Origin of the sequence: Methylobacterium sp. ME121 (genome assembly GCF_000974725.1) — a bacterium.
Lineage (GTDB): Bacteria > Pseudomonadota > Alphaproteobacteria > Rhizobiales > Beijerinckiaceae > Methylobacterium > Methylobacterium radiotolerans.
In genome coordinates this window covers 1-23,138 of sequence record NZ_BBUX01000054.1, presented here as the reverse complement: position 1 = coordinate 23,138, position 23,138 = coordinate 1, and the positions used below count along the sequence as shown (strand labels likewise).

The window sequence follows — 23,138 nt, the reverse complement described above, 5'->3', positions numbered from 1 at the left end:
ATCTGAGCTCCCTGCAAGGTTCGCCCCGTCCTCTCCGCGCCGGCCGAACCGGATCGGCCCCGGTCGGGCAGGCGCGACAGAATTGGTCTGCGTCACAGCTTATGGCTGCGGATGGTTAATGGATCTTGAAGACGGCCCGGGATCCATAAATACTGAGCCTCTCAAGGATCGATTCATTAACGATCACTTCGGACGCACCGGGAGTCGGCAATTGATTTAACCCCTGCGAAACGTTTGGCGGACGATTACTGCCGTACCCGAGAAACGGGTGCATCAAATCAGAAAGATAAGACCCATGTCCTCGATCACCCTGTCGGCCGCCACGCGTCAGAACCTGCTCTCGCTGCAGGACACCGCCCAGCTGATGGCGACCACGCAGAACCGCCTCGCCACCGGCAAGACGGTCAACTCCGCCCTCGACAACCCGACCAACTTCTTCACCTCTCAGGCCCTCGACGGCCGCTCCTCGAGCCTGAACTCGCTCCTCGACGGCGTCTCCAACGGCATCCAGTCGATCCAGGCCGCCAACCAGGGCATCACCTCGATCCAGAAGCTCGTGGACCAGGCCAAGTCGATCGCCAACCAGGCGCTCTCGACCCAGCTCTCCACCACCGGCACCGCCGCCAACACCTACAGCGCCAGCACCGCCTCCCAGACGGTCCTGCTGACGATCAACGGCACCTCGGTCTCCGCCACGGTCGCCGCCTCCTCGAGCATCAGCGCCACCGTTGCGGCCCTGAACTCTGCGGTCAGCTCGGCCTCGACCGCGTCGAGCGGCTCGTTCGGCGCCGGCGCGATCTTCTCGGTCGACAGCACCGGCACCAAGATCGTCCTGAACGCCCAGGCCGACGTCGAATTCCAGAACTCCGGCAGCCAGACGGCGCTCGGCTTCACCGCCTCGGCGACCACCGCCTCGACCTACGGCACCGCCGCCAGCACCGTCGTCTCCAGCGACCTGTCGATCTCGGGCGTGACGCAGCGCGCCTCGCTGGCGAACCAGTACAACAACCTGCTCAACCAGATCACGCAGCTCGCCGGCGACGCCAGCTACAACGGCGTCAACCTCATTGCCGGCAAGGGCAATGACTTGAACATCAAGTTCAACGACACCGGTAGCTCGACCCTCAACGTCGCCTCGGTCGACGCCACGGCGAGCGGTCTCGGTCTGTCGTCGATCACCAGCTCGAACAACTCGTCGAGCCAGAACGGTCTCGGCAACTTCCTGCTGAACTCGGACGTCAACAAGACCCTGGCGACCCTGACCAGCGCCGGCAACACGCTGACCTCCGCGGCGAGCTCCCTGGGCTCGAACCTGTCGGTCGTTCAGAACCGCCAGGACTTCTCCAAGCAGCTGATCAACGTGCTGCAGACGGGTTCGGCCAACCTGACGAACGCCGACCTGAACCAGGAAGCGGCGAACTCGCAGGCGCTGTCGACCCGTCAGTCGATGGGCATCTCGGCCCTGTCGCTGGCCAACTCCGCACAGCAGGGCGTCCTCCAGCTCCTGCGGTAAGCGCCACGCACGTCGAAGAGACGGGCCGGCCGGGTCTCCCCGGTCGGCCCTTCTCTTTGGTCGCGCTCGCACGAACGCGAGGAGCACGGCGCAGGGCCGACCCGGCAAGGCGTCTTGGCGCGAGCTCCCGTCCGCTCATGGCGGCGTGCGCGGCCGGGACGATCCAAAGGCCGTTCCGGCCCCGGGGTTGCAAAGCTTAACCGTATCGGCCAGCCTGTCCGTAGTTACTGCGTACCGATCCGAGCTGAGCCGGAGTGCCGATGCGAGTGAATCACGAGCGCCGCCTTCTCAACAAGGCTGCAGAGGCACGGGATTACCAGATCTCGATCCGCCAGAAAGCCGACGCCTCCTGGCCCAGCGATCACAGCCGGCTGACGGCGCTCGAGAGCACGGGGCATCTCCAGCGGATCGACCTGCACGATGGCCCGGATGGATCCGTGGCGGTCTGGCAGATCACCGCGGCCGGCCTCTCGCAGCTTCAGGCTCTGACGTCGGGAGCCGAATGATGGCGTCCGTGAAGATCCGCGCGACCGACGACGGGACCTTCGTGGTCTACCGCAACGGCGCGGCCGTCGCGTCGGGATTGACCCGCGAGCAGGCCGAGCGCTGCGCGACGGTTCTGGGCTGGATCGCGCAGGGGCGCTGACGGCACAGGGAGCCGTTTCCCGCCCCTCGGCGCGGCCGAGCGAGCGGCGACGGCAAGACCTCTATTCCGCGGCCTCCGCGTGGATGGCCTCACCGAGAGCCTCGCGCCGCGCGCTGTTCAGAATGCGCTGCCGGGCTTGGGGCTCCTGTATCGCCTGCCAGAGGCGGAACAGCTCGGAGGTCATGCACAGCTCGCAGGCGTCGCCGTCCGGTGCGTAGAAGGCCTCGACCGGACAGCCAACGACGGCTGCGATCTCGCGCAGGCGCGCGACTGCTCGAACATCGATGGCCATCGGAGACGGAATTCCCACACGACACTCGCGCTCGGGCTACCATCGCCGAACCCGGGGCATCAAGGGATCGGTCTGTACCAGACCTGATCCGAACGTATCAGTTCGAACAGATCGGGGTATGTGGTCTCCACGTCGACCGCGACGGGTGCGCCTCTGCAAAAGCCGAAGACGTGATCAGGGGCGGTAAGGTCCCGTCACGACCGGCGTAGTCGCGGCCCGCGACCGCCCGGGTCTGGCAGTGAGCCGCGTCGGATCAGTCACCGCGATCGACCGGACCTGCTGGATCACCATCGCCTGTCGATCCGGATGCCGCCCGCGGCGTCGATCAGGATGTCAACGCCTGGCCGGTACGCGCCGCACGACCCGAAAGACCGACGGCGGCGGGACAAACCTGGCCGCCGAGCTGTTCACGCAGCGGCGGAATCGCTGATTGTGCAGCAATCGGGGGGCGTTCGGCGAAAGATTATCGACCGGAAGCTTCCCGTTAACGAAGCGTAAACTTTTGTCACGTGATCCTGAGACGGTGATCGGGTACAGGACCCGGCACGCAGATCGGGCGAGGTTCCGATGATCGTCTTGATTGCCGCAGCCATCGTCAGCGGCCTCGCGACAGCCGCGATCCTGGCGCCGGTGAGCGCCCTGGCGGCACTGATCATCGCGCCCCTCGCGGCCAGCGCGTCCGCCATCCTCGCCTGCATCTTCATCGCGTGGCGCAACACCCGCGACGATGTCGGGCCGCCCGATCTCGAGGCGCAGGCCGACGCGATGGTGGCCGTCCTCTGCGAAGTCGCGCAACAGGGCAAGATCGTCCCGGTCGCCGCACCGGTCCGGGTCCGCGGTCCCCGGTCGGCCTGATCCCGCCGCACGCCGGCCGCAATACCGGTGTTGCGGCCGGCCCCGTTGCCAGCAGCGCCGGTCGCGGCCCATTCTACCCGCGATGAGGCCGCCCGTACCCCTCTCCGCCGTCCGGATCTTCGAGGCTGCCGCGCGGCGGCGGTCGTTCAAGGCCGCGGCCGGTGAACTCAACCTGTCCCCGAGCGCGGTCAGCCATGCCCTGCGCAAGATGGAAGAGACCCTGGGCGTCGCGCTGTTCGAGCGGGTGGGCCAGGGCATCGCGCCGACACCGGCCGGGGAGGCGCTCCGCGACCATGTCGGCCGCGCCTTCGCGGAACTGGACCGCGGCTTCGATCTCGTGGCCAATCGCGGGCCGCAATTGCTCAGGCTGCACTGCGCGCCGAGTTTCGCCGCGCAGTGGCTGGCGCCGCGGCTGGCCCGGTTCCTGAGCGCCCATCCGGGCGTCGAAGTGCGGCTCGCCGCGGGCATGGACTACGCCCGGTTCATCACCGACGAGTTCGATGCCGACATCGTGTACGGACCGCCCCGCGGCGAAGGTCTGGTGCGGCTGCCGCTGGGCCCGGAGACCGTCACGCCGCTCTGCGACCCGGCGCGGGCGGCCCGGATCCGCGAGCCGTCCGATCTGCTGGCGCAGACCCTGATCCAGAGCGACAACAAGCAGGTGCGCTGGACCCACTGGTTCGAGCGGAACCGACTCGCGACGCAGCCGAGCGCGGGCATCCGCTTCGACCGGAGCTTCCTGGCCCTGGCGGCCGCCGCGGACGGCCTCGGCGTCGCCCTGGAATCCACCCGCCTCGCCGAGCGGGAACTGGCGACCGGGCGCCTCGTCACCCCGTTGTCCGGGCGCTCGCAGGACCTCAGCTACGTCGGCCACCACTTCGTCTGTCCGGCCGACGCGCGCCGGCGGGCGCCGCTCCGGGTCTTCGCGCGATGGCTGACCGAGGAGCTCGGGGTTCCGCTGGGTCCCGACCTCGCCTGAACGCGGACAAAGATGACCGGGATTCACCTGCGGGTGCAAATTCCGCGTTTGTCGCGGGCGCGCCGCGCCGGCACTCTCCTCCCGACAAGACAGGCGCGAGAAGACGACGCCGCAGAGTGCTCGATCCGCGGCCTCAGGACTCGACGCGCGGCTGACGGCCCGGTGTCTCCCGTCGCGACGACAGGTTCGATCCCGCGCAGTCGCGGATCGGCGGGAGGACTCTTCCATGCTGTTGAACGACCGGGTGTGCGTGATCACCGGCGCAGCCTCCGCCCGCGGCATCGGCAAGGCCACCGCGCGGCTCTTCGCGCGCCACGGCGCCCGCGTCGCCGTCCTCGATCTCGACGTCGGCCAGGCCGAGGCCGCCGCCCGCGACATCGGGCCGGGCCATGTCGGCTTGGCCTGCGACGTCACCGACCGGGCGGCCTGCTCTGCGGCGGCGGATGAGATCGTCGGCCGCCTCGGGCGCATCGACGTGCTCGTCAACAACGCCGGCATCACCCAGCCTCTCAGGATCATGGAGATCGAGCCGGAGGACTACGACGCGGTCACCGACGTGAATCTGCGCGGCACGCTCTACATGAGCCAGGCGGTGATCCCGACGATGCGCGGCCGGGGCTCAGGCGCGATCGTGTGCATGTCGTCGGTCTCGGCCCAGCGGGGCGGCGGCATCTTCGGCGGGCCCCATTACAGCGCCGCCAAAGGTGGCGTCCTCGGCTTGGCGAAAGCGATGGCCCGGGAGTTGGGGCCCGACGGGGTGCGGGTGAATTCCGTGACCCCTGGCCTGATCCAGACCGACATCACGGGCGGCAAGCTCACGCCCGAGCTGACAGCCGAGATCGCCAGCGGCATCCCGCTCGGGCGCCTCGGTGTGGCGGACGACGTCGCCAACGCCTGCCTGTTCCTCGCCTCCGACCTGTCCACGTACATCACCGGCGCGGTGATCGACGTGAACGGCGGCATGCTGATCCACTGAGGAGGCCGACGTGGCGATCGACGTCCCGACCGAGCGGCCGCGCGCCGGCTCCAACGTGCCGCTCGCCGAGCGCGCCTATCGCATCCGCCGCCACGCCCTGCGCATGGGCGAGGTTCAGGGCCAGGGCTATATCGCCCAGGCGCTCGGCATCGCCGACGTGCTGGCGGTGAGCTACTTCCACGCCCTCACCTACCGGCCCGCGGATCCCGAATGGGAGGGTCGCGACCGCTTCCTGCTGTCGATCGGCCACTACGCCATCGCCCTCTACGCGGCCCTGATCGAGGCCGAGATCCTCCCCGAGGACGAGCTGGCGAGCTACGGCGGCGACGACAGCCGCCTGCCGATGTCCGGCATGGCCGCCTACACGCCCGGCATGGAGATCACCGGCGGCTCGCTGGGCCACGGGCTCGGCATCGCGGTCGGCATGGCGCTCGGGCTGAAGCGGAAGCGCTCCCGGAGCTTCGTCTACAACCTGTTCTCCGACGGCGAGCTGAACGAGGGCTCGACCTGGGAGGCCGCGATGTCGGCCGGTTCGTTCAGGCTCGACAACCTGATCGGCCTCGTCGACGTGAACGGCATGCAGGCGGACGGCGCCTCGACCGGGGTGCTCGACTTCGAGCCGCTCGCACCGAAATTCGAGGCCTTCAACTGGTTCGTGCAGCGGGTCGACGGCAACGACATCGACGCGCTGGTCCGGGCCTTCGACGCCGCCCGCGACCACCCTGGCCCGCGGCCCCGGATCATCATCTGCGACACCCGCATGGCGAAGGGCGTGCCGTTCCTGGAGACGCGCGAGCGCAACCACTTCCTGCGGGTCGAGCCGGACGAGTGGCAGCGGGCCCTGGCGATCCTGGACGAGGGGAGAGTGCGGTGAGACGCTCCAAGTACGAGAGGCCCTCCCCCCGCGCGGCCGGCGGCGCCACGACCTCGGCGATGATCGCCTCACTCGCTGCGCCCGGGCAGCGCACGAAGGCCGCGCCCTTCGGCCACGCCCTCGTCGCGCTCGCCGAGACGCGCCCCGACATCGTCGGCCTCTCGGCCGACCTGTCGAAATACACGGACCTGCACATCTTCGCGCAGGCCCATCCCGAGCGCTTCTACCAGATGGGGATGGCCGAGCAGCTGCTGATGAGCGCGGCCGCGGGCCTCGCCCGGGAGGGGTTCACGCCCTTCGCCACCACCTACGCGGTGTTCGCGGCGCGGCGCGCCTACGACTTCATCTGCCTCGCGATCGCGGAGGAGAATCTCGACGTCAAGATCGCCTGCGCCCTGCCCGGCCTGACCACGGGCTACGGCCCGAGCCACCAGGCGACGGAGGATCTCGCGATCTTCCGCGGGATGCCGAATCTCACGATCATCGACCCCTGCGACGCCCACGAGATCGAGCAGGTCGTCCCCGCCATGGCGGCCCACAGGGGGCCGGTCTACCTGCGGCTCCTGCGCGGCAACGTCCCCCTCGTGCTCGACGCGTACGGCTACCGGTTCGAGCTCGGCAAGGCCAAGACGATCCGCGACGGCCGCGACGTCCTCGTGATCTCTTCGGGCCTCATGACCATGCGCGCCCTGGAGGTCGCCGAGGCCCTGCGCGACGACCGGGTCGACGTGGCGGTGCTGCACGTGCCGACGATCAAGCCCCTCGACGCGGCGACGATCCTCCACGAGGCCGGGCGCGGCGGCCGGCTCGTGGTGGTCGCCGAGAATCACAGCGTGATCGGCGGGCTCGGCGAGGCGGTGGCCGGTCTCCTCATGCGCGCGGGCGTCGGACCGGGCCGCGGCTTCCGCCAGATCGGGCTGCCGGACGAGTTCCTCGACGCCGGCGCCCTGCCGACGCTCCACGACCGCTACGGTATCTCGGCCACCGCGATGGCACGGAGCATCCGCGCATGGCTCTGAGCCAGATCGCCGTCGTCGGCCTCGGCGCCATGGGCCTGCCGATGGCGACCAACCTGGTCGCGGCGGGATTCGCCGTCCGCGGCTACGACCTGCGGCCCGAGAGCCGGGGTGCCTTCGCGGCGGCCGGCGGGGCCGCGGCCGACACGCCGGCCGCCGCCGCCGCGGGCGTCGACGCGCTCCTCCTCATGGTGGTGAACGCCGCGCAGGTCGAGGACGTGCTGTTCGCGCAGGGCACTCTCGAAGCCCTCGCGCCGGACGGCATCGTGGTCCTGATGGCGACCTGCCCGCCGCGATCGGTGGAGCACCTCGCCGAGCGCGTCGCGGCGTCCGGCCGCCGCTTCGTCGACGCGCCGGTCTCGGGCGGGGTCGTCGGCGCGCAGGCCGGCACCCTCACCGTCATGGCGGCGGCGCCCGCGGGGACCCTCGCCGCGCTGAGGCCGGTTCTCGACGCCTTGGGCGACCGGATCTTCCACGTCGGCGAGCGACCCGGACAGGGCGCCACCGTGAAGGCCGTCAACCAGCTCCTGTGCGGCGTGCACATCGCCGCCGCCGCCGAGGCGCTGGCGCTCGCCGGGCGGATCGGCGTCGACCTCGGCGTGTGTCTGGAGATCCTCTCGGGTTCCTCGGCCGCAAGCTGGATGCTGCGTGACCGCGGTCCCCGGATGCTGGAGGACGCGCCCCGGGTCACGAGCGCGGTCGACATCTTCGTCAAGGACCTCGGCATCGTGCTCGAAGCCGGCCGCGGCGCCGGGGCGGCGCTGCCGCTCGCTGCGCTCGCCCACCAGCTCTTCGTCTCGACCGCAGGGCGCGGCGACGGCGCCGCCGACGACAGCCAGGTGATCCGCGCCTACCGCCTGCTCAACGGCGCGGGGGCCTGACGCGGCACGGGCCATGCGACGACGGGCCCGGATCCGCCGGAAGTCGACGGCGGAACTCGCGCGGACCGAAGCCCTGACGCGCCGTCCGACGCCCGAGACGCGCCTCGGCCTCCAGCGTCTGCTACCGCCGGCGCTCGCCCTGTCGGCCTGCGCATCTTCGCCCGGCGCCGCACCGGACCCGACCTTACGGTCGCTCGCGGCGCTCGACACGTTTCGCGAGGAGACCGACGGCTTCCGGGAGACGGAGCCGTGACCCGCCCATGGGCAGGGCTCGGACACCGAACCGTTGGCGCGATCCCGAGCGGCGCCGGGGCGGCCACACGTAGGGACTGGAGAAGGAAGTACGGCGGCGCGGCACGCCCGCATCCTGAGGACGGATCGCGCGGACCGACCGGAAGTGTTTGCCGGCGGACCGGATAACGGTATCGGAGAGCGAAGGCGCGCCGAGACGCACCACGAGAAACACGCGAAGACGCATGTGGGCCGATCCCGCCGCCAGCGGCGTCGGGAGCGGCTCCGACGGAGGGGCGCCATGCAGATCGATGTTGCGGCCGTCGAGTCGACGGCGGGGATTGGGTTGTCGGGACCGCCGCTGCGCGCCCGGGGCTGGCTGCGCCGGCTGGATGCCGGGCTCGGCTACCTCGTGGAGATCCCGGCGGCGCTGCTCGTCCTGGCCGAGATCGCGGTGCTGCTCGGCGGTGTCGTCAGCCGTTACGTGTTCCGTGACCCCATCATCTGGTCGGACGAACTCGCCTCGATCCTGTTCCTGTGGCTCGCCATGCTGGGCGCCGTGGTCGCCTTCCGGCGCGCCGAGCACATGCGCATGACCGCCTTCGTGGCCATGAGCGGCCCGCGTCTGCGCGCCTTCCTGGAGACCGTTGCTCTGGTCGCCGGCCTGATCTTCGTGGCCCTGCTGCTGGAGCCGGCCTTCGAGTTCGCCAGCGAGGAGACCTTCGTCCAGACGCCGGCTCTCGAGCTCAACAACGCCTGGCGCGCCGCCGCCCTGCCGATCGGCCTCGGCCTCATGCTGATCGTGGCCCTCATCCGCCTCCTCGAGACCGCCGACTGGAAGCTGACCGCGGGGGCGCTGGTCCTGGGCGGCGGCGTTGCCGCGGGCCTGCTGGCGCTGCAGCCGTGGCTCGCCAACCTCGGCAATCTCAACCTGCTGCTGTTCTTCGTCGTCGGCGTCGGCGCGCTGGTCTTCTCCGGTGTGCCGATCGCCTTCGCGTTCGGCCTCTCGACCTTCGCATACATCGCGCTCACCACCGACGCGCCCTCCATGGTGGTGGTCGGCCGCATGGACGAGGGCATGAGCCACCTCATCCTGCTCGCTGTGCCGCTCTTCGTGTTCCTCGGCCTACTGATCGAGATGACCGGCATGGCCCGCGCCATGGTCGGGTTCCTGGCCTCGTTGCTGGGCCACGTGCGCGGCGGCCTGCACTACGTTCTGGTCGGGGCGATGTACCTCGTCTCGGGCATCTCCGGCTCGAAGGCCGCCGACATGGCGGCCGTGGCACCGGTGCTGTTCCCCGAGATGAAGGCCCGGGGCGCCAAGGAGGGCGATCTCGTCGCTCTGCTCGCCACCACCGGTGCGCAAACCGAAACAATCCCGCCCTCGATCGTGCTGATCACGATCGGCTCGGTCACCGGCGTCTCGATCACCGCCCTGTTCACCGGCGGCCTGCTCCCGGGCCTCGTTCTGGCCGCGACGCTGTGCGCGCTGGTCTGGTGGCGCTACCGCCGCGAGGACCTGAGCCACGTGGCCCGTCCGTCGGGCCGCGTCATCGGCCGCGCCTTCCTGGTCGCGATCCCGGCGCTCGCCCTGCCGTTCGTGATCCGCTTCGCTGTGGTCGAGGGAATCGCCACCGCCACCGAGGTCTCGACCATCGGCATCGTCTACGCGGCTCTGGCAGGTCTGCTGATCTACCGCCAGTTCGAGTGGCGGCGACTCTACCCGATGCTGGTGACCACAGCGACCCTGTCCGGCGCGATCCTCCTGATCATCGGTGCGGCCACCGGGATGGCGTGGGCGCTGACGCAGTCGGGCTTCTCTCAGACGCTCGCCGAGGTGATGAAGAGCCTGCCGGGCGGCGCGCTCGGCTTCCTGTTCGTCTCGGCCTTCGCCTTCATCATCCTGGGCTCGGTGCTGGAGGGCATCCCGGCGATCGTGCTGTTCGGGCCGCTCCTGTTCCCGATCGCGCGGGCGGTCGGCGTCCACGAGGTCCACTACGCGATGGTGGTGATCCTCGCGATGGGCATCGGCCTGTTCGCCCCGCCCTTCGGCGTCGGCTACTACGCGGCCTGCGCCATCAGCCGGATCCATCCCGATGCCGGGATGCGCCCGATCGTCGGCTACATCGTGGCCCTGCTGATCGGCCTCCTCGTCATCATCCTTGTCCCCTGGTTCTCGATCGGCTTCCTCTGACGACCGCGACCAAGGCGTAGGCGCCGAGTGCGGTCAGATCATGCCGGCGCCGCCGGTGCGAACGATCCGCTCGCGCTGCTCGGCGTAGCGTTCGGCCGCGGCGCGTCGCACTGCATCCTCGAGACGGCTGACGAGGTTCGCGAGGACTGTCATCGGATTCGGATCCCGCTCAGGGCCGGGCGGCGCGCCCGGATTGCTGCAATGCAATATGCGCGGGCCGTAGGGACATGTCAGGGGCTCCGCATCTCCGAGCTGTCATGCAGCGGGATCATGATGCGCGCGGAGCGAAGCGGACCGGGCCGTTCGCCTCGGACGTATGTCCGCCGTCGGTCGGAGCAGTGCGGCGGCGACGCGTGCTCGGATCCTCGTACCGAGCCGGTGCCGGCTTGGACACAGCCGGCCTCGCGAGGGGATCAGATCCGTTCGGCGGCGCGAGGACAGAGGGCGCCGCATCGACCGGACGGGATCGCCGAGAGCCTCATCGGCTCTGTCGGACCGTCCGCCCGTCGAGGGGCAGGTCGCCCCGCGCTTCCAGTCCCTCGCGGATCGCGCGCTTCGTCACCTTGCCGTAGCCGGACTTCGGCAGAGAGTCCCAGAAGAACACGCGCCGCGGCAGCTTGTAGCGGGCGACGTCGGCCGACAGCCACGCGATCAGCTCGCCCTCCTCCACCGCGGTTCCGGGACGCGCGACGCAGACCGCGACGCCGACCTCGCCCCAGGCGGGATCCGGCACGCCGAGGATCGCGGCCTCGGTGATTGCCGGATGGGTCAGGAGCTTCTCCTCGATCTCGCGCGGATACACGTTCGAGCCGCCGGAGATGTACATGTCCGAGGCGCGGCCGGTGATGAACAGGAAGCCTTCCGCGTCCAGGTGGCCGAGATCGCCGGTCCGGAACCAACCGTCGCGGAAGGCCGCCGCGTTGGCCTCCGGATTGTCGTAGTAGCCCGCGAACACGGCCGGGCCGCAGACGCAGATCTCCCCGGTGGCGCCGGGCGAACATTCGCGGCCCTCCGTGTCCTGGATCTGGACCTGCATGCCGGTGCGCTCGAACCCGCAGGTGCCGACCTTCACGTCCGGCCCGTCCTCGGCCGCGTGCAGGCGAGGCGGCAGCACCGTGATGTTGCCGGTCACCTCGCCCAGGCCGAAATACTGCACCAGCACCGGGCCGAGCACCCGCAGCGCGTGCTGCTGGTCCGCCCGGTACATCGGCGCGCCCGCGTAGATGACGTGGCGCAGGCTCGAATGATCGTGCGCCGCCACGGCCGGATGCTCGGTCAGTAGCTTCACGATGGTCGGCACGGTGAAGAGGTTCGTGACGCGCCACGCCTCGACGAGGGCCCAGACCTCCGCGGGGTCCAGCCGCTCGCCGGCGGTCAGCACTGTCTTGGTGCCGGCCGCGACCTGCGCGAGCTGGTGGATGCCGGCCCCGTGCGACAGCGGCGCGACGACCAGGGACGCGTCGGCCTCCGTCGTGCCCGGCATCAGGTCGCAGAGGTGGTTGGTGATGACGAAGGCCATCTGGCCGTGCGTCAGGACCGCCGCCTTCGGGCGGCCCGTCGTCCCCGAGGTGAAGAAGAACCAGCACGGATCGTCGTGCTCGACATCGGCGACGGGGGCGGCCGCGCCCCGATGGTCGGCGACGAGCGTGTCGTAATCGGCTCCGAAGGTTGCGCCCCCGATCTCGACGACGCGGTCCAGGTCGGGGCAGGCCTCGCGCACGGCGGCGGCGTGGTCCGGAAACCCCGCGCCGCAGATCAGCGTGGAGGCGCCGCTGGCGCGCGCCAGATAGGCGATCTCCGCGGGTGTCTGCCGGAAATTGGCCGGCACCCAGACCGCCCCCAGCCGGAAGCAGACGAACATCGACTCGAAGAGCTGGTTGCTGTTGCGCGCCTGGACCAGCACGCGGTCACCCTTGGTCACGCCGCGGGCGGCGAGCGCCGCCGCCATCGCGTCGACACGGGCGTCGAGCTCGGCCCAGGTCCAGTGCCGCGCACCCCAGGCGAGCCCTATCGCGTCCGGAAACCGGCGCGCGGCCCTCCGCAGGAAATGGGCGAGATTCATCACCCGCCGGGAGCACGGCGCGACCCCGCCGCGCGGCGCCCCCGCGGCGACCATCAGGTGAGCTTCCCGCAGGCCTTCTCGAGCAGCGACCAGCCCTCCTCGCCGTACCGGCCCTTCCACTCGGCGTAGAAACCGGCCTTCCGCAGCTTGTCGCGGAAGGGCTCAGGGTCGGGCTTGTTGAAGACCATGCCGTTCTTCGAGAGTTCCGCCTGCAGGTTGGCGTTGAGCTGGGCGACATCGGCCCGCTCCTTCATCCCGGCGGCGTTGATGTGGCGGGCGACCGTCTCGCGCAGGTCCGGCGGGAGGCGCTCCCAGGCGCGGCGGTTCGCCAGGAACCAGTACCCATCCCACATGTGGTTCGTGAGCGAGCAGTACTTCTGCACCTCGTAGAACTTCGTCGTGGAGATGACCGCGAGCGGGTTCTCCTGGCCTTCGACGATCTTGGTCTGCAGGGCCGAGTAGGTCTCGTTCAGGTTGATCGAGGCGGGTGCCGCGTCGAAGGCCTTGAACATCGAGGTCCAGAGCGGCGAGACCGGGACGCGGATCCGGAAGCCCTTGAAGTCGTCGGGCGTGGCGATCGGCCGGGTGGACGAGGTGGTCTGCCGGTAGCCGTTGTCCCAGATCTTCTCCATGGCGACGAGACCGGCCTTGGCGATCTGCTGGCGGACCCAGGCGCCGAGCTCGCCGTCCATGGCCGGCCAGACGGCATCGTAGCTCGGGAACGCGTAGCCGATGCCGTTGATCGACGCGTTGGGCACCAGGGTCGAGAGAATCAGCGGCGACATCGTGAAGAACTCGACGCTGCCCGAGCGCAGCTGGCTCAGCGTGTCGGTGTCGGAGCCGAGCTGACTCGTCGGGAAGATCTTGAGGTCGAACCGGCCGCCGGTCTCAGTGCGGAGCGCCTCCGCCATCTCGCGGGCGCGGATGTTCATCGGGTGCGTGTCGGGCAGGTTGTTGGCGTATTTGTAGGTGAACTCTGCCTTCTGCGCCCGCGCCACGTGCGGGGCCGCCAGCGTGCCGGCGACGAGGGCCGTCGAGCCGGTCACCAGGAATCGGCGGCGGGACAGGGGCGTGCGGTCCAGTGACATGGCGGCCTTTCCGGTGCGGGCCTGCCGGCCCGGCGTTTCCTCGGGTCCGCGTTGGTGCGGACTCTCTGGTTGCGGCCTCGATAGCCGCTGACCGGTGCCAGTCAACGGACTTTCGCAGCCTCGCCCCCGGGAATGATTGCATCCGGGTGCCCCCTGACACGCTCTGCACCGCGCGTGGCGGTCCCGCACGCGCGTGACCGAGGTCGCGCGGCGACGGCGCGGATGGCGCGATCCGCGCCGGCCTTCAGTCCTGGCCGGGCAGATGCACCGTCCAGGGCTCGGCGAAGGTGTGTTCCTCGAGGTTCGCGCCCGGGCCGCCGCGGTCGACCACGACGAAGTCCTGCGGCTGGCCGTAGGGCGTCAGCACGCCGTGCCACGTGTTGCGCGCGTAGCAGATCCCCTGCCCCGGCGCCGTCACGAAGGCGCGCGGCGGCCCGGGACGCCCGCTCGCGTCCGGGCAGACCACCACCAGGAACGGCGCCGCGCTCAGTGGCAGGAATGCCTGCGCGCCCAGCGGATGCCGTTCAACGAGGTCGAGCCGCAGCGGCATCGGGTAGGGCTGCGCCTCCACGAGCCCGATCACCACGCGCGAGCCCTCGCCGACGACCTCGACCGCCGCCAGGTCGTGGAAGCGGCGCGCCATCCCGCCGTTCATCGGCCGCGGCGCCACCGCGGCCGCGTCGATCACCGTGCCGAATGGCGCGAACGCCTCGGCCGTGAGCGGCCGGGCGACGAGCGTGCGGGGGTCCGCGCTCACCGGCCGAGCCCGCGCGGCGCCAGCGCCGGGTGCCGGTTGACGTCCTTGTACAGCAGGTACCGGAACGGGCCCGGGCCACCCGCGTAGCAGGCCTGCGGGCAGAAGGCGCGCAGCCACATGAAGTCGCCCGCCTCGACCTCGACCCAGTCGCGGTTGAGCCGGTAGACCGCCTTGCCTTCCAGCACGAACAGCCCGTGCTCCATGACGTGGGTCTCCTCGAAGGGGATCGAGGCGCCCGGGCGCAGGCTGACGATGTTGACGTGCATGTCGTGTCGCAGGTCGTCGGAGGCGACGAAGCGGGTCGTCGCCCAGGCGCCGTCGGTGCCGACCATGCCGGCCGGCTCGACCGCCGACTCGTGCGTGACGAAGGAGCTCGGCGCGTCCAGGCCGGCGGTGGGCTGGTAGGCCTTGCGGACCCAGTGGAAGCGCACGGGTTCGTGGCCGTCGTTTCGCAGGGCCCAGGCGGCGCCGGGGGCGAGGTAGGCGTAGCTGCCCGGCCGCAGGGGGTGGCGCGCGCCGTCCAGCGTGAGGCTGGCCGTGCCGGCGACCACGAACAGGACGCCCTGCGCCTGCGGCTCCGGCTCGGGGGCCCGGCTGCCGCCGCCGGGGGCGACCTCCATGAGGTACTGGGCGAAGGTCTCAGCGAAGCCCGAGAGCGGCCGGGCCAGGATCCAGGCCTGGGCATCGTCCCAGCCCGGCAGGCGGCTGGTGACGATGTCGCTCATCACGCCGTGGGGGATCACCGCGTAGGCCTCGGTGAACACCGCCCGGCCCGTCATCAGCCGCGTCTGGCCGGGCAGGCCTCCGCAGGGGGGATTGTAGGCTCCAGCGCTCATGGTCGGTCTCCGCGATTCGACTTCAAGCTGTAAACGTCGGGCAGGGGATCGGTCACGCGGTGTGCGGCTCCGCGACCGGTGCGTCGAGGATCTCCGCCGTGTCGGTGGTGTCCTCGCCGTTCAGGACGCGGTTGGCCTGCGCCCGGTCGATGTCGCCTTCCCAGGCGGCGATGACGACGGTCGCCACGCAATTGCCGATCAGGTTCCCGAGCGCGCGGGCGATGCCGACGAACCAGTCGACCGACAGGACGAGGACCAGCCCGATCACCGGGATCTCGGGAACCGCCGAGAGCGTCGCGGCGAGGACGACGATCGCCGAGCCTGGCACGCCGTGGGCGCCCTTCGAGGTCAGGAGCGCGATGCCGAGGATCAGCATCAGGCGGCCGAACGACAGGTCGGTGTTGGTCGCCTGGGCGATGAACACCGTGGCGAGGGTCAGGTAAAGGGAGAAGGCATCGAGGTTGAAAGAGTAGCCGGTCGGGATCACGAGGCCGACGGTCGATTCCTTGATGCCGAGCCGCTCCATCTTGCGCATGACTTGCGGGAGCACGCAGTCGGAGGAGGCGGTTCCGGCCACGACGGTCAGTTCCTCGCGCAGGTAGACGAGCAGCTTGAACAGGCTGAAGCCGGCGAGCCGCATGATGCCGCCGAGCACCAGGACCACGAAGAGCGCCACCCCCGCGTAGAACAGCACCACCAGCATGCTGAGCTGCTTGAGGGAGCCGACGCCGTATTTGCCGACCGTGAAGGCGACCGCGCCGAGCACGCCGAGCGGCGCCAGCCGCACGATGAAGCCGATGATCCGGAACAGGACCTCGGTGATGCGCTCCAGGCTGTCGGCCAGGGGCTTGCCGCGCTCGCCGAGGAGCGAGAGGCCGGAGCCGAACAGGAGCGCGAGGAGGAGGACCTGGAGGATGTCGCCCTTGGCGAAGGCGTCGACGAAGGTCGTCGGCACCAGCTTCATCAGGAAGTCGACGGTGCCCGTCACCTGACCGACCCGGTCGGTGTAGCTGGCGAGCGACTTGGCATCCAGCGTCGCCAGATCGACGTTCATCCCGTGACCGGGCGCGACGACGTAGGCGAGGACGAGGCCCAGCGTGAGCGCGATGGTCGTCACCACCTCGAAATAGATCAGAGATTTGAGGCCGACGCGGCCGACTTTCCGAAGGTCGCCCGCACCGACGATGCCGTGCACGACGACGCCGAAGACCAGCGGCGCGACAACCATCTTGATGAGCTTGATGAAGACGTCGCCCAGCGGCTTCAGGGTGACGGCAAAGTCGGGCCAGAGCCGGCCGACGAGGATGCCGATCATCAGGGCGGCGACAACCTGTCCGAACAGGGACCCGAACAAGCGCTTCAACGCAACCTCCCTGGAACGGCTAGCCCGGACCCGGCCGCGAACGCCCCGCCTCTCGTGGGCGGGTTCGATCGACGCGATCGCGGCGCGCGGCGGCCTGAGGCGGCGCAGTGCCGGGCCGGCCTTCCGGGCGGCAAAATCGTGCCCGACGATCTAGACGTCAAATATCTATTTCGTTTAGATTGAAACTTTGAGAGTTCTAATGACGCGATGGAACTGCGCCATCTCCGCTACTTCGTCGCCGTCGCCAAGCACCTGAGCTTCACCGCTGCGGCGGAGAGCCTCGGCGTCGCGCAGCCGCCGCTCAGCCAGCAGATCCGCGATCTGGAGGACGAGATCGGGACGGCCCTCTTCGAGCGGACGACCCGGCGCGTGGCGCTGACACGGGCCGGTCAGGACTTTCACATACAGGCCATCAACCTGTTGGAGCGGGCCGCCGAGGCCGTCGAGCGGGCTCGGGCCATCGGCGCGGGCACCGCCGGCATCATCAATGTCGGGTTGACGGGCTCGATGCTGGCCGGGCCGCTCGGTCACGCGATCCGCAGCTTCGCGCAGGCCTACCCGGCCGTGGATCTGCGGATCCACGAGATGTCGCCGGACCGTCAGATCGCGATGCTGAAGGCCGGCCAGACCGACGTGAGCTTCCTGCGGGCCCCACCGCAGGATGCCGATCTGGTCCGAGTCCGCGCGTGGAGCGAGACCGTGAAGGCCGTCCTGCCGAACGGGCACCGCCTCGCGCGGGGCAGGCTGCGGCTCGCTGACCTGCGCGACGAGCGGTTCGTGTTCCTGCGCATGTCCGACTCGCTGTTCGCCAAATACCTCTGGGATTGCTGCGTCGAGGCCGGGTTCGTCCCCACCATCACCCATCAGGCCGTCGAGGCCGCCTCGCTGACGAGCCTCGTCGCGTCCGGCCTGGGCATCGCCATCATCCCGGAATACGTCGCCCGGCTGGCGCACGCCGACGTGGTCTACAGGCCGCTGGACGGGCCCCGCATCCGCGCAGACGTCTTCGCGCTGTGGACCCCTGCGAAAGCCGCTCTGGTCGGCAACTTCGTCGATCTGGTCCGCGACAGTCAGGAGACCGCCGACTAGGCGGAGCACCGGACCCTACGACACAGGCCGAGAGCCGCGGGAATACGGGCTCCTCGGAGCGCCCACCGCAGGCCAGCAGCCCCATGTTTTTCCGCTTATGGATATCTTATATCCGCCTTCTTTTTGACCGCCATATTCCCGAAACGAATCTGATACGCTATTGCTGCTCTAGGTTCGGAGCGCTTGCAGCCACAATGCCTTCCCAGTTCATCCGCTCCGCGGCCTGGGCGCCCACGATTGCTTTGTCGTGGTTCTGGGGGCTCGGGTTCTTCTACGCGATCCATGTGACGCTCACCTACGGCTGGCTCGGGTTTCTTGCCTTCGCGCTGCCGAACGCGACGGGGCTCGGCCTGTTCGGCTGGGTCCTCGGCGCGCCCCGCCGGAACCTCGACACGATCGTGGCCGCCGTTCAGGGGCCGTACGCCCTGCTGTTCATGGGGGCACAGTTCTTCGCCGTCGCGATCACGATCTTCGGATTCGCCGCCTACGCGTGGATCCCGCTGTTCGGCCACGAGGCCGCCGTCGGCGTGGTCGCGCTGGTCCTCGTCGCCTGCTCGATCGGCCACGCGGTCCCGCTGCGCGGCATCCGGGTCATCCACGGCGGGGCGCTGGTTGTGGGGCTCGCGGCGGGCGCGGTCCTGCTCGGAGGGCTGCCCGGGGACGGGAGCGGCTGGGAGGTCCCGCTCCAGGCCTTCGACGAGCGCTTCTACGGGCTCGTCATCCCCTCGCTCGTCGGCTTCCTGCTCGGGCCCTGGATGGACATCCAGCAGTGGCAGCGCGCCGTGGAGATCCGGCGGTCGGGCGGATCGGTGCGCGCGGCCTACGTCACCGGCGCGCTCCTGTTCCTCGGCCTCCTGACGATCAACGCGCTGCTCGCCGCGCGGGCGGGACTCGGCACGCCGATCATCTCGTCGGACGGTCTTTCGGGAGCCTACGCGGCCGTGGCGCAGGCGATCGGTCGCGACCCCGCGGCCGGCGCTGTTGCGGCCTTCGTCATCTGGACGGCTATCGCCGCCGCGACCACGATCGACAGTTTCTACACCGCCACGCGCTGGCTCGGGACATCGATCACGGCGCGCAGCAACTCGCCGCTCCTCGCTTTCGTGCCGGCGGGACTCGTGGCGTCGCCGGTCTGGATCCTCGGTGCCGCGCTCGCCACCGCGGCGGCGGCGATCTGGGCGAACCTCTCGCTCCTCTACCTGATGATGCCCTTCGCCACGCTCCTCGTCGGGGCGGCGGCGTGTCTCGTATGCGAGACGCTCGGCGCGACGCGCCGGTACGACTCGGTCCTCGCGTCCATGATCGGAGCGACGGCGTGCCTGATCTTCGCGACGGGCTACCTGGCGCCGAGTTGGGCGCTGCTCGCCATCGCGCCGCTGATCGGCCTGATCGGCGCCCTCCCGATGATCGCGGAGATCCTCGGCTGGCGCGCGGCGCCGCCGGTCGCTGAGCTGATCCCGGCGGCGGAGCGGGCGCCGCGGGCGGCGCCGGTACCCGTCGCGGTGGACCAGACGGATGCCGTGGCGTCACACGGGTTCGACGGCCACTGGTTCGTCCTGCGCCTGATCCCGACCTACGACGACACCAATTCGGTCGGGAACGTCTATTTCGCCAACTACGTCCGCTGGGTCGGCAAGGCGCGCGAGCTGTTCTTCAACATCTGCATGCCGAATTTCGACCTGAAATCGACGGACTTCTACATCCTGACAAAGTCCTTCCATCACGATTTTCGCCGAGAGGCGATGGAGTTCGAGCCTGTCACGGTCCGGATCTCGATCGCGAGCCACAACCGGAAATTCGTGACCCTGGCGCACGAGATCCACAGCGAGGTCAACGGGCTGCTCGGGCGGGGTGAACAGTCGCTGATGTTCGTGGACACCGTCCACTATCGGCCCCTCGATATCCCGCGGACCATCATCGAGGGCTTCCTGCCGTACTGGCCGAAGACGTCTCCGCACGCCGTCGCGGGTGGGGGCGGCCCGACCGAGGTCGCGCCCCTCGGCGTCTGAGGCCGACTCACGCCGCCCGGACCGCCGCCGGGAGGAGCTGACGGCTGCGCGCCAGCGCCGCGGCCTGCTCGGCCGGCAGCGGCTTGCTGAACAGGTAGCCCTGGAATTCGTGGCAGCCCTGCTCCAGCAGGCAGGCGCGCTGCGCGTCCGTCTCCACGCCCTCGGCGGTGATGGTCATGTCGAGGCTCGTCGCCATGTCGATGATCGCGCTCACGATCGCCGCCGCGCCGCGCTCCTGCGGCAGGTCCCGGACGAAGCTCTGGTCGATCTTGATCTTGTCGAAGGCGATCCGGCGCAGGTAGCTCAAGCTCGAATAGCCGGTTCCGAAATCGTCGAGCGACAGCCGCACGCCCATCTCGCGCAGCTTCGAGAGCGTGGCGTTGATCGCCGGCGTGGCCTCCAGGAACACCGACTCGGTCACCTCGAGCTCCAGGCGCGCGGCGGCCAGCCCGCTCGTGCGCAGGGCGGACCGGACGAGCTGGGTCAGGTCCGAGTGCCGGAACTGCCGCGGGGACAGGTTGACGGCGATGCGGACATCCCCCGGCCAGCCGGCCGCGATCCGGCATGCCTCCCGCAGGATCCACTCGCCCAGCGGTATGATCACCCCGGTCTCCTCGGCGAGGGGGATGAACTCGCCGGGCGAGACGAAGCCGCGCACCGGGTGCTTCCACCGGATCAGCGCCTCGAAGCCGCGCACGCGGCACTCCTTGGCCGCCACGATCGGCTGGAAGTAGAGGACGAACTCGTCCCGATCGAGGGCGCCCCGCAGATCGGCCGTCAGGGCGCGGCGGGCCTCGATCCGCTCGTCCATCTCGGCCTCGTAGAAGCGGTAGCCGTTCCGGCCCTCGCTCTTCATGCGGTAGAGCGCGAGATCGGCGCGCCGCATGATCTCCTGGCAACCGTCCTGCGGAGCGATCGCGATCCCGATGCTGACGCTGACGGTCAGCCGGATGCCGTCGATGGTGAACGGCGACGCGAGCGCCTCCACGATGCCGTTGGCGAGCGCCTCGATCGCGTGCAGGTCCCGGGCGCTCCGGCCGGTGGCGAGGACCGCGAACTCGTCGCCCGCGAGGCGGGCGAGCTGGACATCGGAGGCCTCGAAGCTCCGGAGCCGCTCGGCGACCGACTTCAGGAGCTTGTCGCCGGCCGCGTGGCCGAACGTGTCGTTGACGCTCTTGAACTCGTCGAGGTCGAGGGCCAGCACGGCGAACCGATCGCCCTGCGCGAGCCGTTCCCGCGCCGCTTCCTGGAGCTGGTGGAACAGGACCCGGTTGGGCAGATCCGTCAGGGAATCGTGCAGGGCGAGATAGGACAGGCGCTCCTCGGAGCGCCGCTTCTCCGTCACGTCCGAGCCGACGCCGCGGTAACCCGAGAAGGCGCCGGCCCGGTCGAAGGTCGGCTTCCCGCTGAGGCACCAGGTCCGCCGCTCGCCGGCGATATCGAGCTGCAGGTGCAGGTTCCGGAAAGCCCGCCGCTCGGCGATGCAGCTCCAGAGGGTGGTGCTCGAGTGGCTCCTGGGCGGCGCCACCGGCGGCAGCAGCAGCCGCTCCAGCGGCAGGCCCATCAGCTGGCGCTCGGAGGATCCGGCGACCTCGATCAGGCGCGGCGAGACGTGCTGGAGGCGCAGGTCGGCATCGGTCTCCCAGAGCCAGTCGCTCGCGCTCTCCTCGAACTCGTTGAGCAGGAGGTGGGTGAACTCCTGCTGCCGTTCCAGCTCGATCTGCGCGATGACCCGCATCGTCAGGAGCCGGCTCAGATGCAGGATCGTGAAGCAGATGAAGATCGCGTAGAAGAACAGCAGGACCGCGACGTAGATGTAGAAGGCCTCCCCGGTCGTCGCGAGGGCGATGAACGAGCCGAGGATGATCAGGCCGGAATAGCCGATGGCGACCCGCGGCAGCACCGCCGCGCTCATGCCGGTCGCGATCAGGCCCGCGATGCTGGAGGCGATCAGCAGCCGCCCGTGCGCGTCGGCGCCGGAGAAGAGCATGACCGGGATGGAGGCCAGGAGAAACCCGTAGGCCTGCGCGGCCAGCACGACGCCCTGCACGAACGACGACGGCACCTGGAGCGGCTTGGGACGGGAGCGCCAGCGCCAGCACTGCTGGAGCGAGACCACCGCCAGCGGCAGGATGAGCGTTTCGAGACCGGCGAGATAGGCGCGATTGGCCGGGTTCCAGAACAGGTAGACGATGACCTGTACGACGCTGAGACTCACAAGAATCGTGAAGGGTACCAAGCGCAGCGCGACGTCCAGCTGCTCGACGCGGGCGCGCGCGCGAAGGTTCGCGTCGAGTGGATCCGCCTTGCGATCGGTATCGATCAGGAAAGAAATCAACATCTCGCGCGACGCAAACGCCTTCTGAAAAGCCTTTACGATCGAAAACTGGGGCTACGGCTGTTTAGATGCATACACGATCGCTCGCTTGCACAAGTACAAGTCGCTTGTAGGTTTATAACTCGTAAATATCGGGGCTGAGCCGGACGATGCGGCTCGCGTCGGCCGGTCGGCGGCGCTAAGAGGCGAGCGTGTACGGGTCGCGGCCCAGCCAGAGCCGTCCGCAGGGCCGAGCAGGATGAAGCAGACCATGCCGCGAACGCTGGGACTAAACCGCATCTTGGGCGGTGCGATCGGTGTCATCGCCCTGGTGTCGGTCCTCACCAGCGGCGCGGTCCTGATCACGGCCGATCAGCTGCGGGACGCGACCGATGCCCGGAGCCGGTCGAATCAGCTGATCCGCGCCCTCGACGGCTTCCGCGCGGCCATGCTCAATCAGGAGACCGGACTGCGCGGCTACCTGATCACCGGCCGCGACGGCAGCTTGGAGCCGTATCGCCTGGGTCGCCAGACGCTCGACGAGGCGATCGACAGGCTCAGAACTTTGATCGGCGAGGATCCCGAGCGGACGCGCCTTCTGGCCGACGCCGTGGCGGCGGCGCGCAGTTGGCAGACCGAGGTGGGCGAGGTCGCCGTCCGGATCGCGGCCGATCCGGCGAAGAGGGACGAGGCTGTCCACATCGAGGCGGACGGTCAGGGCAAGCGGCTGTTCGATACCTTCCGCGAGAAGCTCGCGGCCATCGAGGGCCTCGAAGGGGCGGTGCGGGCCGGGCTGGCCGAGCGCGTCGCGCGCGGCGAGCGCAACGAGGGCCTGGCCCTCTGGGGCGGCACGCTGATCACGCTGCTGATCTGCCTGGGCATCGGGGTCGCCATCAACCGCGTCGTCGTCCGGCCGCTGGTGGGGGTGATGGGCTTCGTGGGACGGGTCGGCGAGGGGGACCTGTCGAGCAAGCTCGATGTCCGCGCTGGCGGCGAAGTCGGCCGTCTGAGCACGACGCTGAACACGATGGTTGCGGGGCTGTCGGACCTGGCACGGACGAACCGCGCGGCGACGGCGGACCTGAACGCGGCGGCGGCGGAGATCCGGGCCTCGGCGCAGGAGCAGGCCGCCTCGGTCGAGCAGCAGTTCGCCGCGGTTC

General features: G+C 69.8%; 21 protein-coding genes. 14 read left to right on the top strand and 7 right to left on the bottom strand.

Annotation, left to right across the window (positions count from 1 at the left end; all coding sequences use genetic code 11):
• The first annotated feature begins 295 nt into the window (after positions 1–295).
• The 3 genes from ME121_RS24515 (at position 296) to ME121_RS34255 (ending at position 2,159) form a co-directional block, all read left to right on the top strand.
• Positions 296–1,513 carry a flagellin N-terminal helical domain-containing protein gene (locus ME121_RS24515; RefSeq protein WP_059409771.1) on the top strand — a complete coding sequence of 406 codons (1,218 nt, stop codon included), beginning with the start codon at positions 296–298 and terminating at the stop codon, positions 1,511–1,513.
• 260 nt (positions 1,514–1,773) lie between these two features.
• A complete protein-coding gene (locus ME121_RS24510) occupies positions 1,774–2,019 on the top strand; it encodes a hypothetical protein (RefSeq protein ID WP_012319947.1) in 246 nt (81 codons plus the stop codon).
• Complete coding sequence (locus tag ME121_RS34255; RefSeq protein WP_012319948.1) at positions 2,019–2,159, top strand: hypothetical protein; 141 nt, start codon at positions 2,019–2,021, stop codon at positions 2,157–2,159. Before ME121_RS24510 ends, ME121_RS34255 begins: the two co-directional genes overlap by 1 nt.
• A 61-nt stretch (positions 2,160–2,220) precedes the next feature.
• Here the strand turns inward: ME121_RS34255 and ME121_RS24505 are convergent, their stop codons facing one another.
• On the bottom strand, positions 2,221–2,451 hold the full coding sequence (locus ME121_RS24505; RefSeq protein ID WP_012319949.1) for a hypothetical protein: 231 nt from the start codon (positions 2,449–2,451) through the stop codon (positions 2,221–2,223).
• A gap of 567 nt (positions 2,452–3,018) precedes the next feature.
• Between ME121_RS24505 and ME121_RS24500 the strand changes: the two genes are divergently transcribed.
• From ME121_RS24500 to ME121_RS24465, 8 genes are all read left to right on the top strand, one after another.
• Complete coding sequence (locus tag ME121_RS24500; protein WP_059409770.1) at positions 3,019–3,306, top strand: hypothetical protein; 288 nt, start codon at positions 3,019–3,021, stop codon at positions 3,304–3,306.
• An 82-nt stretch (positions 3,307–3,388) separates the two neighbouring features.
• Positions 3,389–4,285: a LysR substrate-binding domain-containing protein gene (locus ME121_RS24495; protein WP_059409769.1), complete on the top strand. Its 897-nt coding sequence runs from the start codon at positions 3,389–3,391 to the stop codon at positions 4,283–4,285.
• A 226-nt stretch (positions 4,286–4,511) separates the two neighbouring features.
• Positions 4,512–5,261 carry an SDR family NAD(P)-dependent oxidoreductase gene (locus tag ME121_RS24490; RefSeq protein ID WP_012319952.1) on the top strand — a complete coding sequence of 250 codons (750 nt, stop codon included), beginning with the start codon at positions 4,512–4,514 and terminating at the stop codon, positions 5,259–5,261.
• Positions 5,262–5,271: 10 nt separating this feature from the next.
• Positions 5,272–6,135 carry a transketolase gene (locus ME121_RS24485; RefSeq protein ID WP_179240075.1) on the top strand — a complete coding sequence of 288 codons (864 nt, stop codon included), beginning with the start codon at positions 5,272–5,274 and terminating at the stop codon, positions 6,133–6,135.
• A complete protein-coding gene (locus ME121_RS24480) occupies positions 6,132–7,154 on the top strand; it encodes a transketolase family protein (protein WP_024829596.1) in 1,023 nt (340 codons plus the stop codon). Before ME121_RS24485 ends, ME121_RS24480 begins: the two co-directional genes overlap by 4 nt.
• Positions 7,145–8,032, top strand: coding sequence for an NAD(P)-dependent oxidoreductase (locus ME121_RS24475; RefSeq protein ID WP_059409768.1), 888 nt, complete (start codon positions 7,145–7,147; stop codon positions 8,030–8,032). The genes ME121_RS24480 and ME121_RS24475 overlap by 10 nt, the downstream gene beginning before the upstream one ends.
• Before the next feature lie 13 nt (positions 8,033–8,045).
• Positions 8,046–8,285, top strand: a complete 240-nt coding sequence (locus tag ME121_RS24470; protein ID WP_012319956.1) for a hypothetical protein — start codon at positions 8,046–8,048, stop codon at positions 8,283–8,285.
• Between the two features lie 279 nt (positions 8,286–8,564).
• Complete coding sequence (locus ME121_RS24465) at positions 8,565–10,457, top strand: TRAP transporter large permease (RefSeq protein WP_012319957.1); 1,893 nt, start codon at positions 8,565–8,567, stop codon at positions 10,455–10,457.
• A 478-nt stretch (positions 10,458–10,935) separates the two neighbouring features.
• On the opposite strand, the gene ME121_RS24460 is transcribed toward ME121_RS24465, so the two are convergent.
• The 5 genes from ME121_RS24460 to ME121_RS24440 all read right to left on the bottom strand — a co-directional run bounded on the left by ME121_RS24460 (position 10,936) and on the right by ME121_RS24440 (position 16,563).
• Positions 10,936–12,573 (bottom strand): acyl-CoA synthetase, encoded by a 1,638-nt coding sequence (locus ME121_RS24460; protein ID WP_059409767.1) that lies wholly within the window; start codon positions 12,571–12,573, stop codon positions 10,936–10,938.
• Positions 12,573–13,607 (bottom strand): TRAP transporter substrate-binding protein, encoded by a 1,035-nt coding sequence (locus tag ME121_RS24455; protein ID WP_012319960.1) that lies wholly within the window; start codon positions 13,605–13,607, stop codon positions 12,573–12,575. The genes ME121_RS24460 and ME121_RS24455 overlap by 1 nt, the downstream gene beginning before the upstream one ends.
• Positions 13,608–13,851: 244 nt before the next feature.
• Positions 13,852–14,364 carry an ureidoglycolate lyase gene (locus tag ME121_RS24450; protein ID WP_053622420.1) on the bottom strand — a complete coding sequence of 171 codons (513 nt, stop codon included), beginning with the start codon at positions 14,362–14,364 and terminating at the stop codon, positions 13,852–13,854.
• Positions 14,361–15,200 (bottom strand): bifunctional allantoicase/(S)-ureidoglycine aminohydrolase, encoded by an 840-nt coding sequence (locus tag ME121_RS24445; RefSeq protein ID WP_059409766.1) that lies wholly within the window; start codon positions 15,198–15,200, stop codon positions 14,361–14,363. Before ME121_RS24445 ends, ME121_RS24450 begins: the two co-directional genes overlap by 4 nt.
• A gap of 52 nt (positions 15,201–15,252) precedes the next feature.
• Positions 15,253–16,563 (bottom strand): dicarboxylate/amino acid:cation symporter, encoded by a 1,311-nt coding sequence (locus ME121_RS24440; protein ID WP_059409765.1) that lies wholly within the window; start codon positions 16,561–16,563, stop codon positions 15,253–15,255.
• 207 nt (positions 16,564–16,770) lie between these two features.
• Here ME121_RS24440 and ME121_RS24435 point away from each other — a divergent pair, with 207 nt between their 5' ends.
• Positions 16,771–17,652, top strand: a complete 882-nt coding sequence (locus ME121_RS24435) for a LysR family transcriptional regulator (protein WP_043073991.1) — start codon at positions 16,771–16,773, stop codon at positions 17,650–17,652.
• Positions 17,653–17,846: 194 nt separating this feature from the next.
• Positions 17,847–19,661, top strand: a complete 1,815-nt coding sequence (locus ME121_RS24430; RefSeq protein WP_059409764.1) for an acyl-CoA thioesterase — start codon at positions 17,847–17,849, stop codon at positions 19,659–19,661.
• A gap of 7 nt (positions 19,662–19,668) precedes the next feature.
• Here the strand turns inward: ME121_RS24430 and ME121_RS24425 are convergent, their stop codons facing one another.
• Positions 19,669–22,002, bottom strand: a complete 2,334-nt coding sequence (locus ME121_RS24425; RefSeq protein WP_012319966.1) for a putative bifunctional diguanylate cyclase/phosphodiesterase — start codon at positions 22,000–22,002, stop codon at positions 19,669–19,671.
• A gap of 247 nt (positions 22,003–22,249) precedes the next feature.
• Here ME121_RS24425 and ME121_RS24420 point away from each other — a divergent pair.
• A partial coding sequence (locus ME121_RS24420) for a CHASE3 domain-containing protein (protein ID WP_491892883.1) occupies positions 22,250–23,138 on the top strand: 889 nt, incomplete at its 3' end.

Bases quoted from the DNA above. Each gene is read 5' to 3' on its own strand.
- ME121_RS24515 (WP_059409771.1), top strand. From the start codon at position 296: ATGTCCTCGATCACCCTGTCGGCCGCCACGCGTCAGAACCTGCTCTCG.
- ME121_RS24510 (WP_012319947.1), top strand. From the start codon at position 1,774: ATGCGAGTGAATCACGAGCGCCGCCTTCTCAACAAGGCTGCAGAGGCA.
- ME121_RS34255 (WP_012319948.1), top strand. From the start codon at position 2,019: ATGGCGTCCGTGAAGATCCGCGCGACCGACGACGGGACCTTCGTGGTC.
- ME121_RS24505 (WP_012319949.1), bottom strand. From the start codon at position 2,451: ATGGCCATCGATGTTCGAGCAGTCGCGCGCCTGCGCGAGATCGCAGCC.
- ME121_RS24500 (WP_059409770.1), top strand. From the start codon at position 3,019: ATGATCGTCTTGATTGCCGCAGCCATCGTCAGCGGCCTCGCGACAGCC.
- ME121_RS24495 (WP_059409769.1), top strand. From the start codon at position 3,389: ATGAGGCCGCCCGTACCCCTCTCCGCCGTCCGGATCTTCGAGGCTGCC.
- ME121_RS24490 (WP_012319952.1), top strand. From the start codon at position 4,512: ATGCTGTTGAACGACCGGGTGTGCGTGATCACCGGCGCAGCCTCCGCC.
- ME121_RS24475 (WP_059409768.1), top strand. From the start codon at position 7,145: ATGGCTCTGAGCCAGATCGCCGTCGTCGGCCTCGGCGCCATGGGCCTG.
- ME121_RS24470 (WP_012319956.1), top strand. From the start codon at position 8,046: ATGCGACGACGGGCCCGGATCCGCCGGAAGTCGACGGCGGAACTCGCG.
- ME121_RS24465 (WP_012319957.1), top strand. From the start codon at position 8,565: ATGCAGATCGATGTTGCGGCCGTCGAGTCGACGGCGGGGATTGGGTTG.
- ME121_RS24460 (WP_059409767.1), bottom strand. From the start codon at position 12,573: ATGGTCGCCGCGGGGGCGCCGCGCGGCGGGGTCGCGCCGTGCTCCCGG.
- ME121_RS24455 (WP_012319960.1), bottom strand. From the start codon at position 13,607: ATGTCACTGGACCGCACGCCCCTGTCCCGCCGCCGATTCCTGGTGACC.
- ME121_RS24445 (WP_059409766.1), bottom strand. From the start codon at position 15,200: ATGAGCGCTGGAGCCTACAATCCCCCCTGCGGAGGCCTGCCCGGCCAG.
- ME121_RS24435 (WP_043073991.1), top strand. From the start codon at position 16,771: ATGGAACTGCGCCATCTCCGCTACTTCGTCGCCGTCGCCAAGCACCTG.
- ME121_RS24430 (WP_059409764.1), top strand. From the start codon at position 17,847: ATGCCTTCCCAGTTCATCCGCTCCGCGGCCTGGGCGCCCACGATTGCT.
- ME121_RS24425 (WP_012319966.1), bottom strand. From the start codon at position 22,002: ATGTTGATTTCTTTCCTGATCGATACCGATCGCAAGGCGGATCCACTC.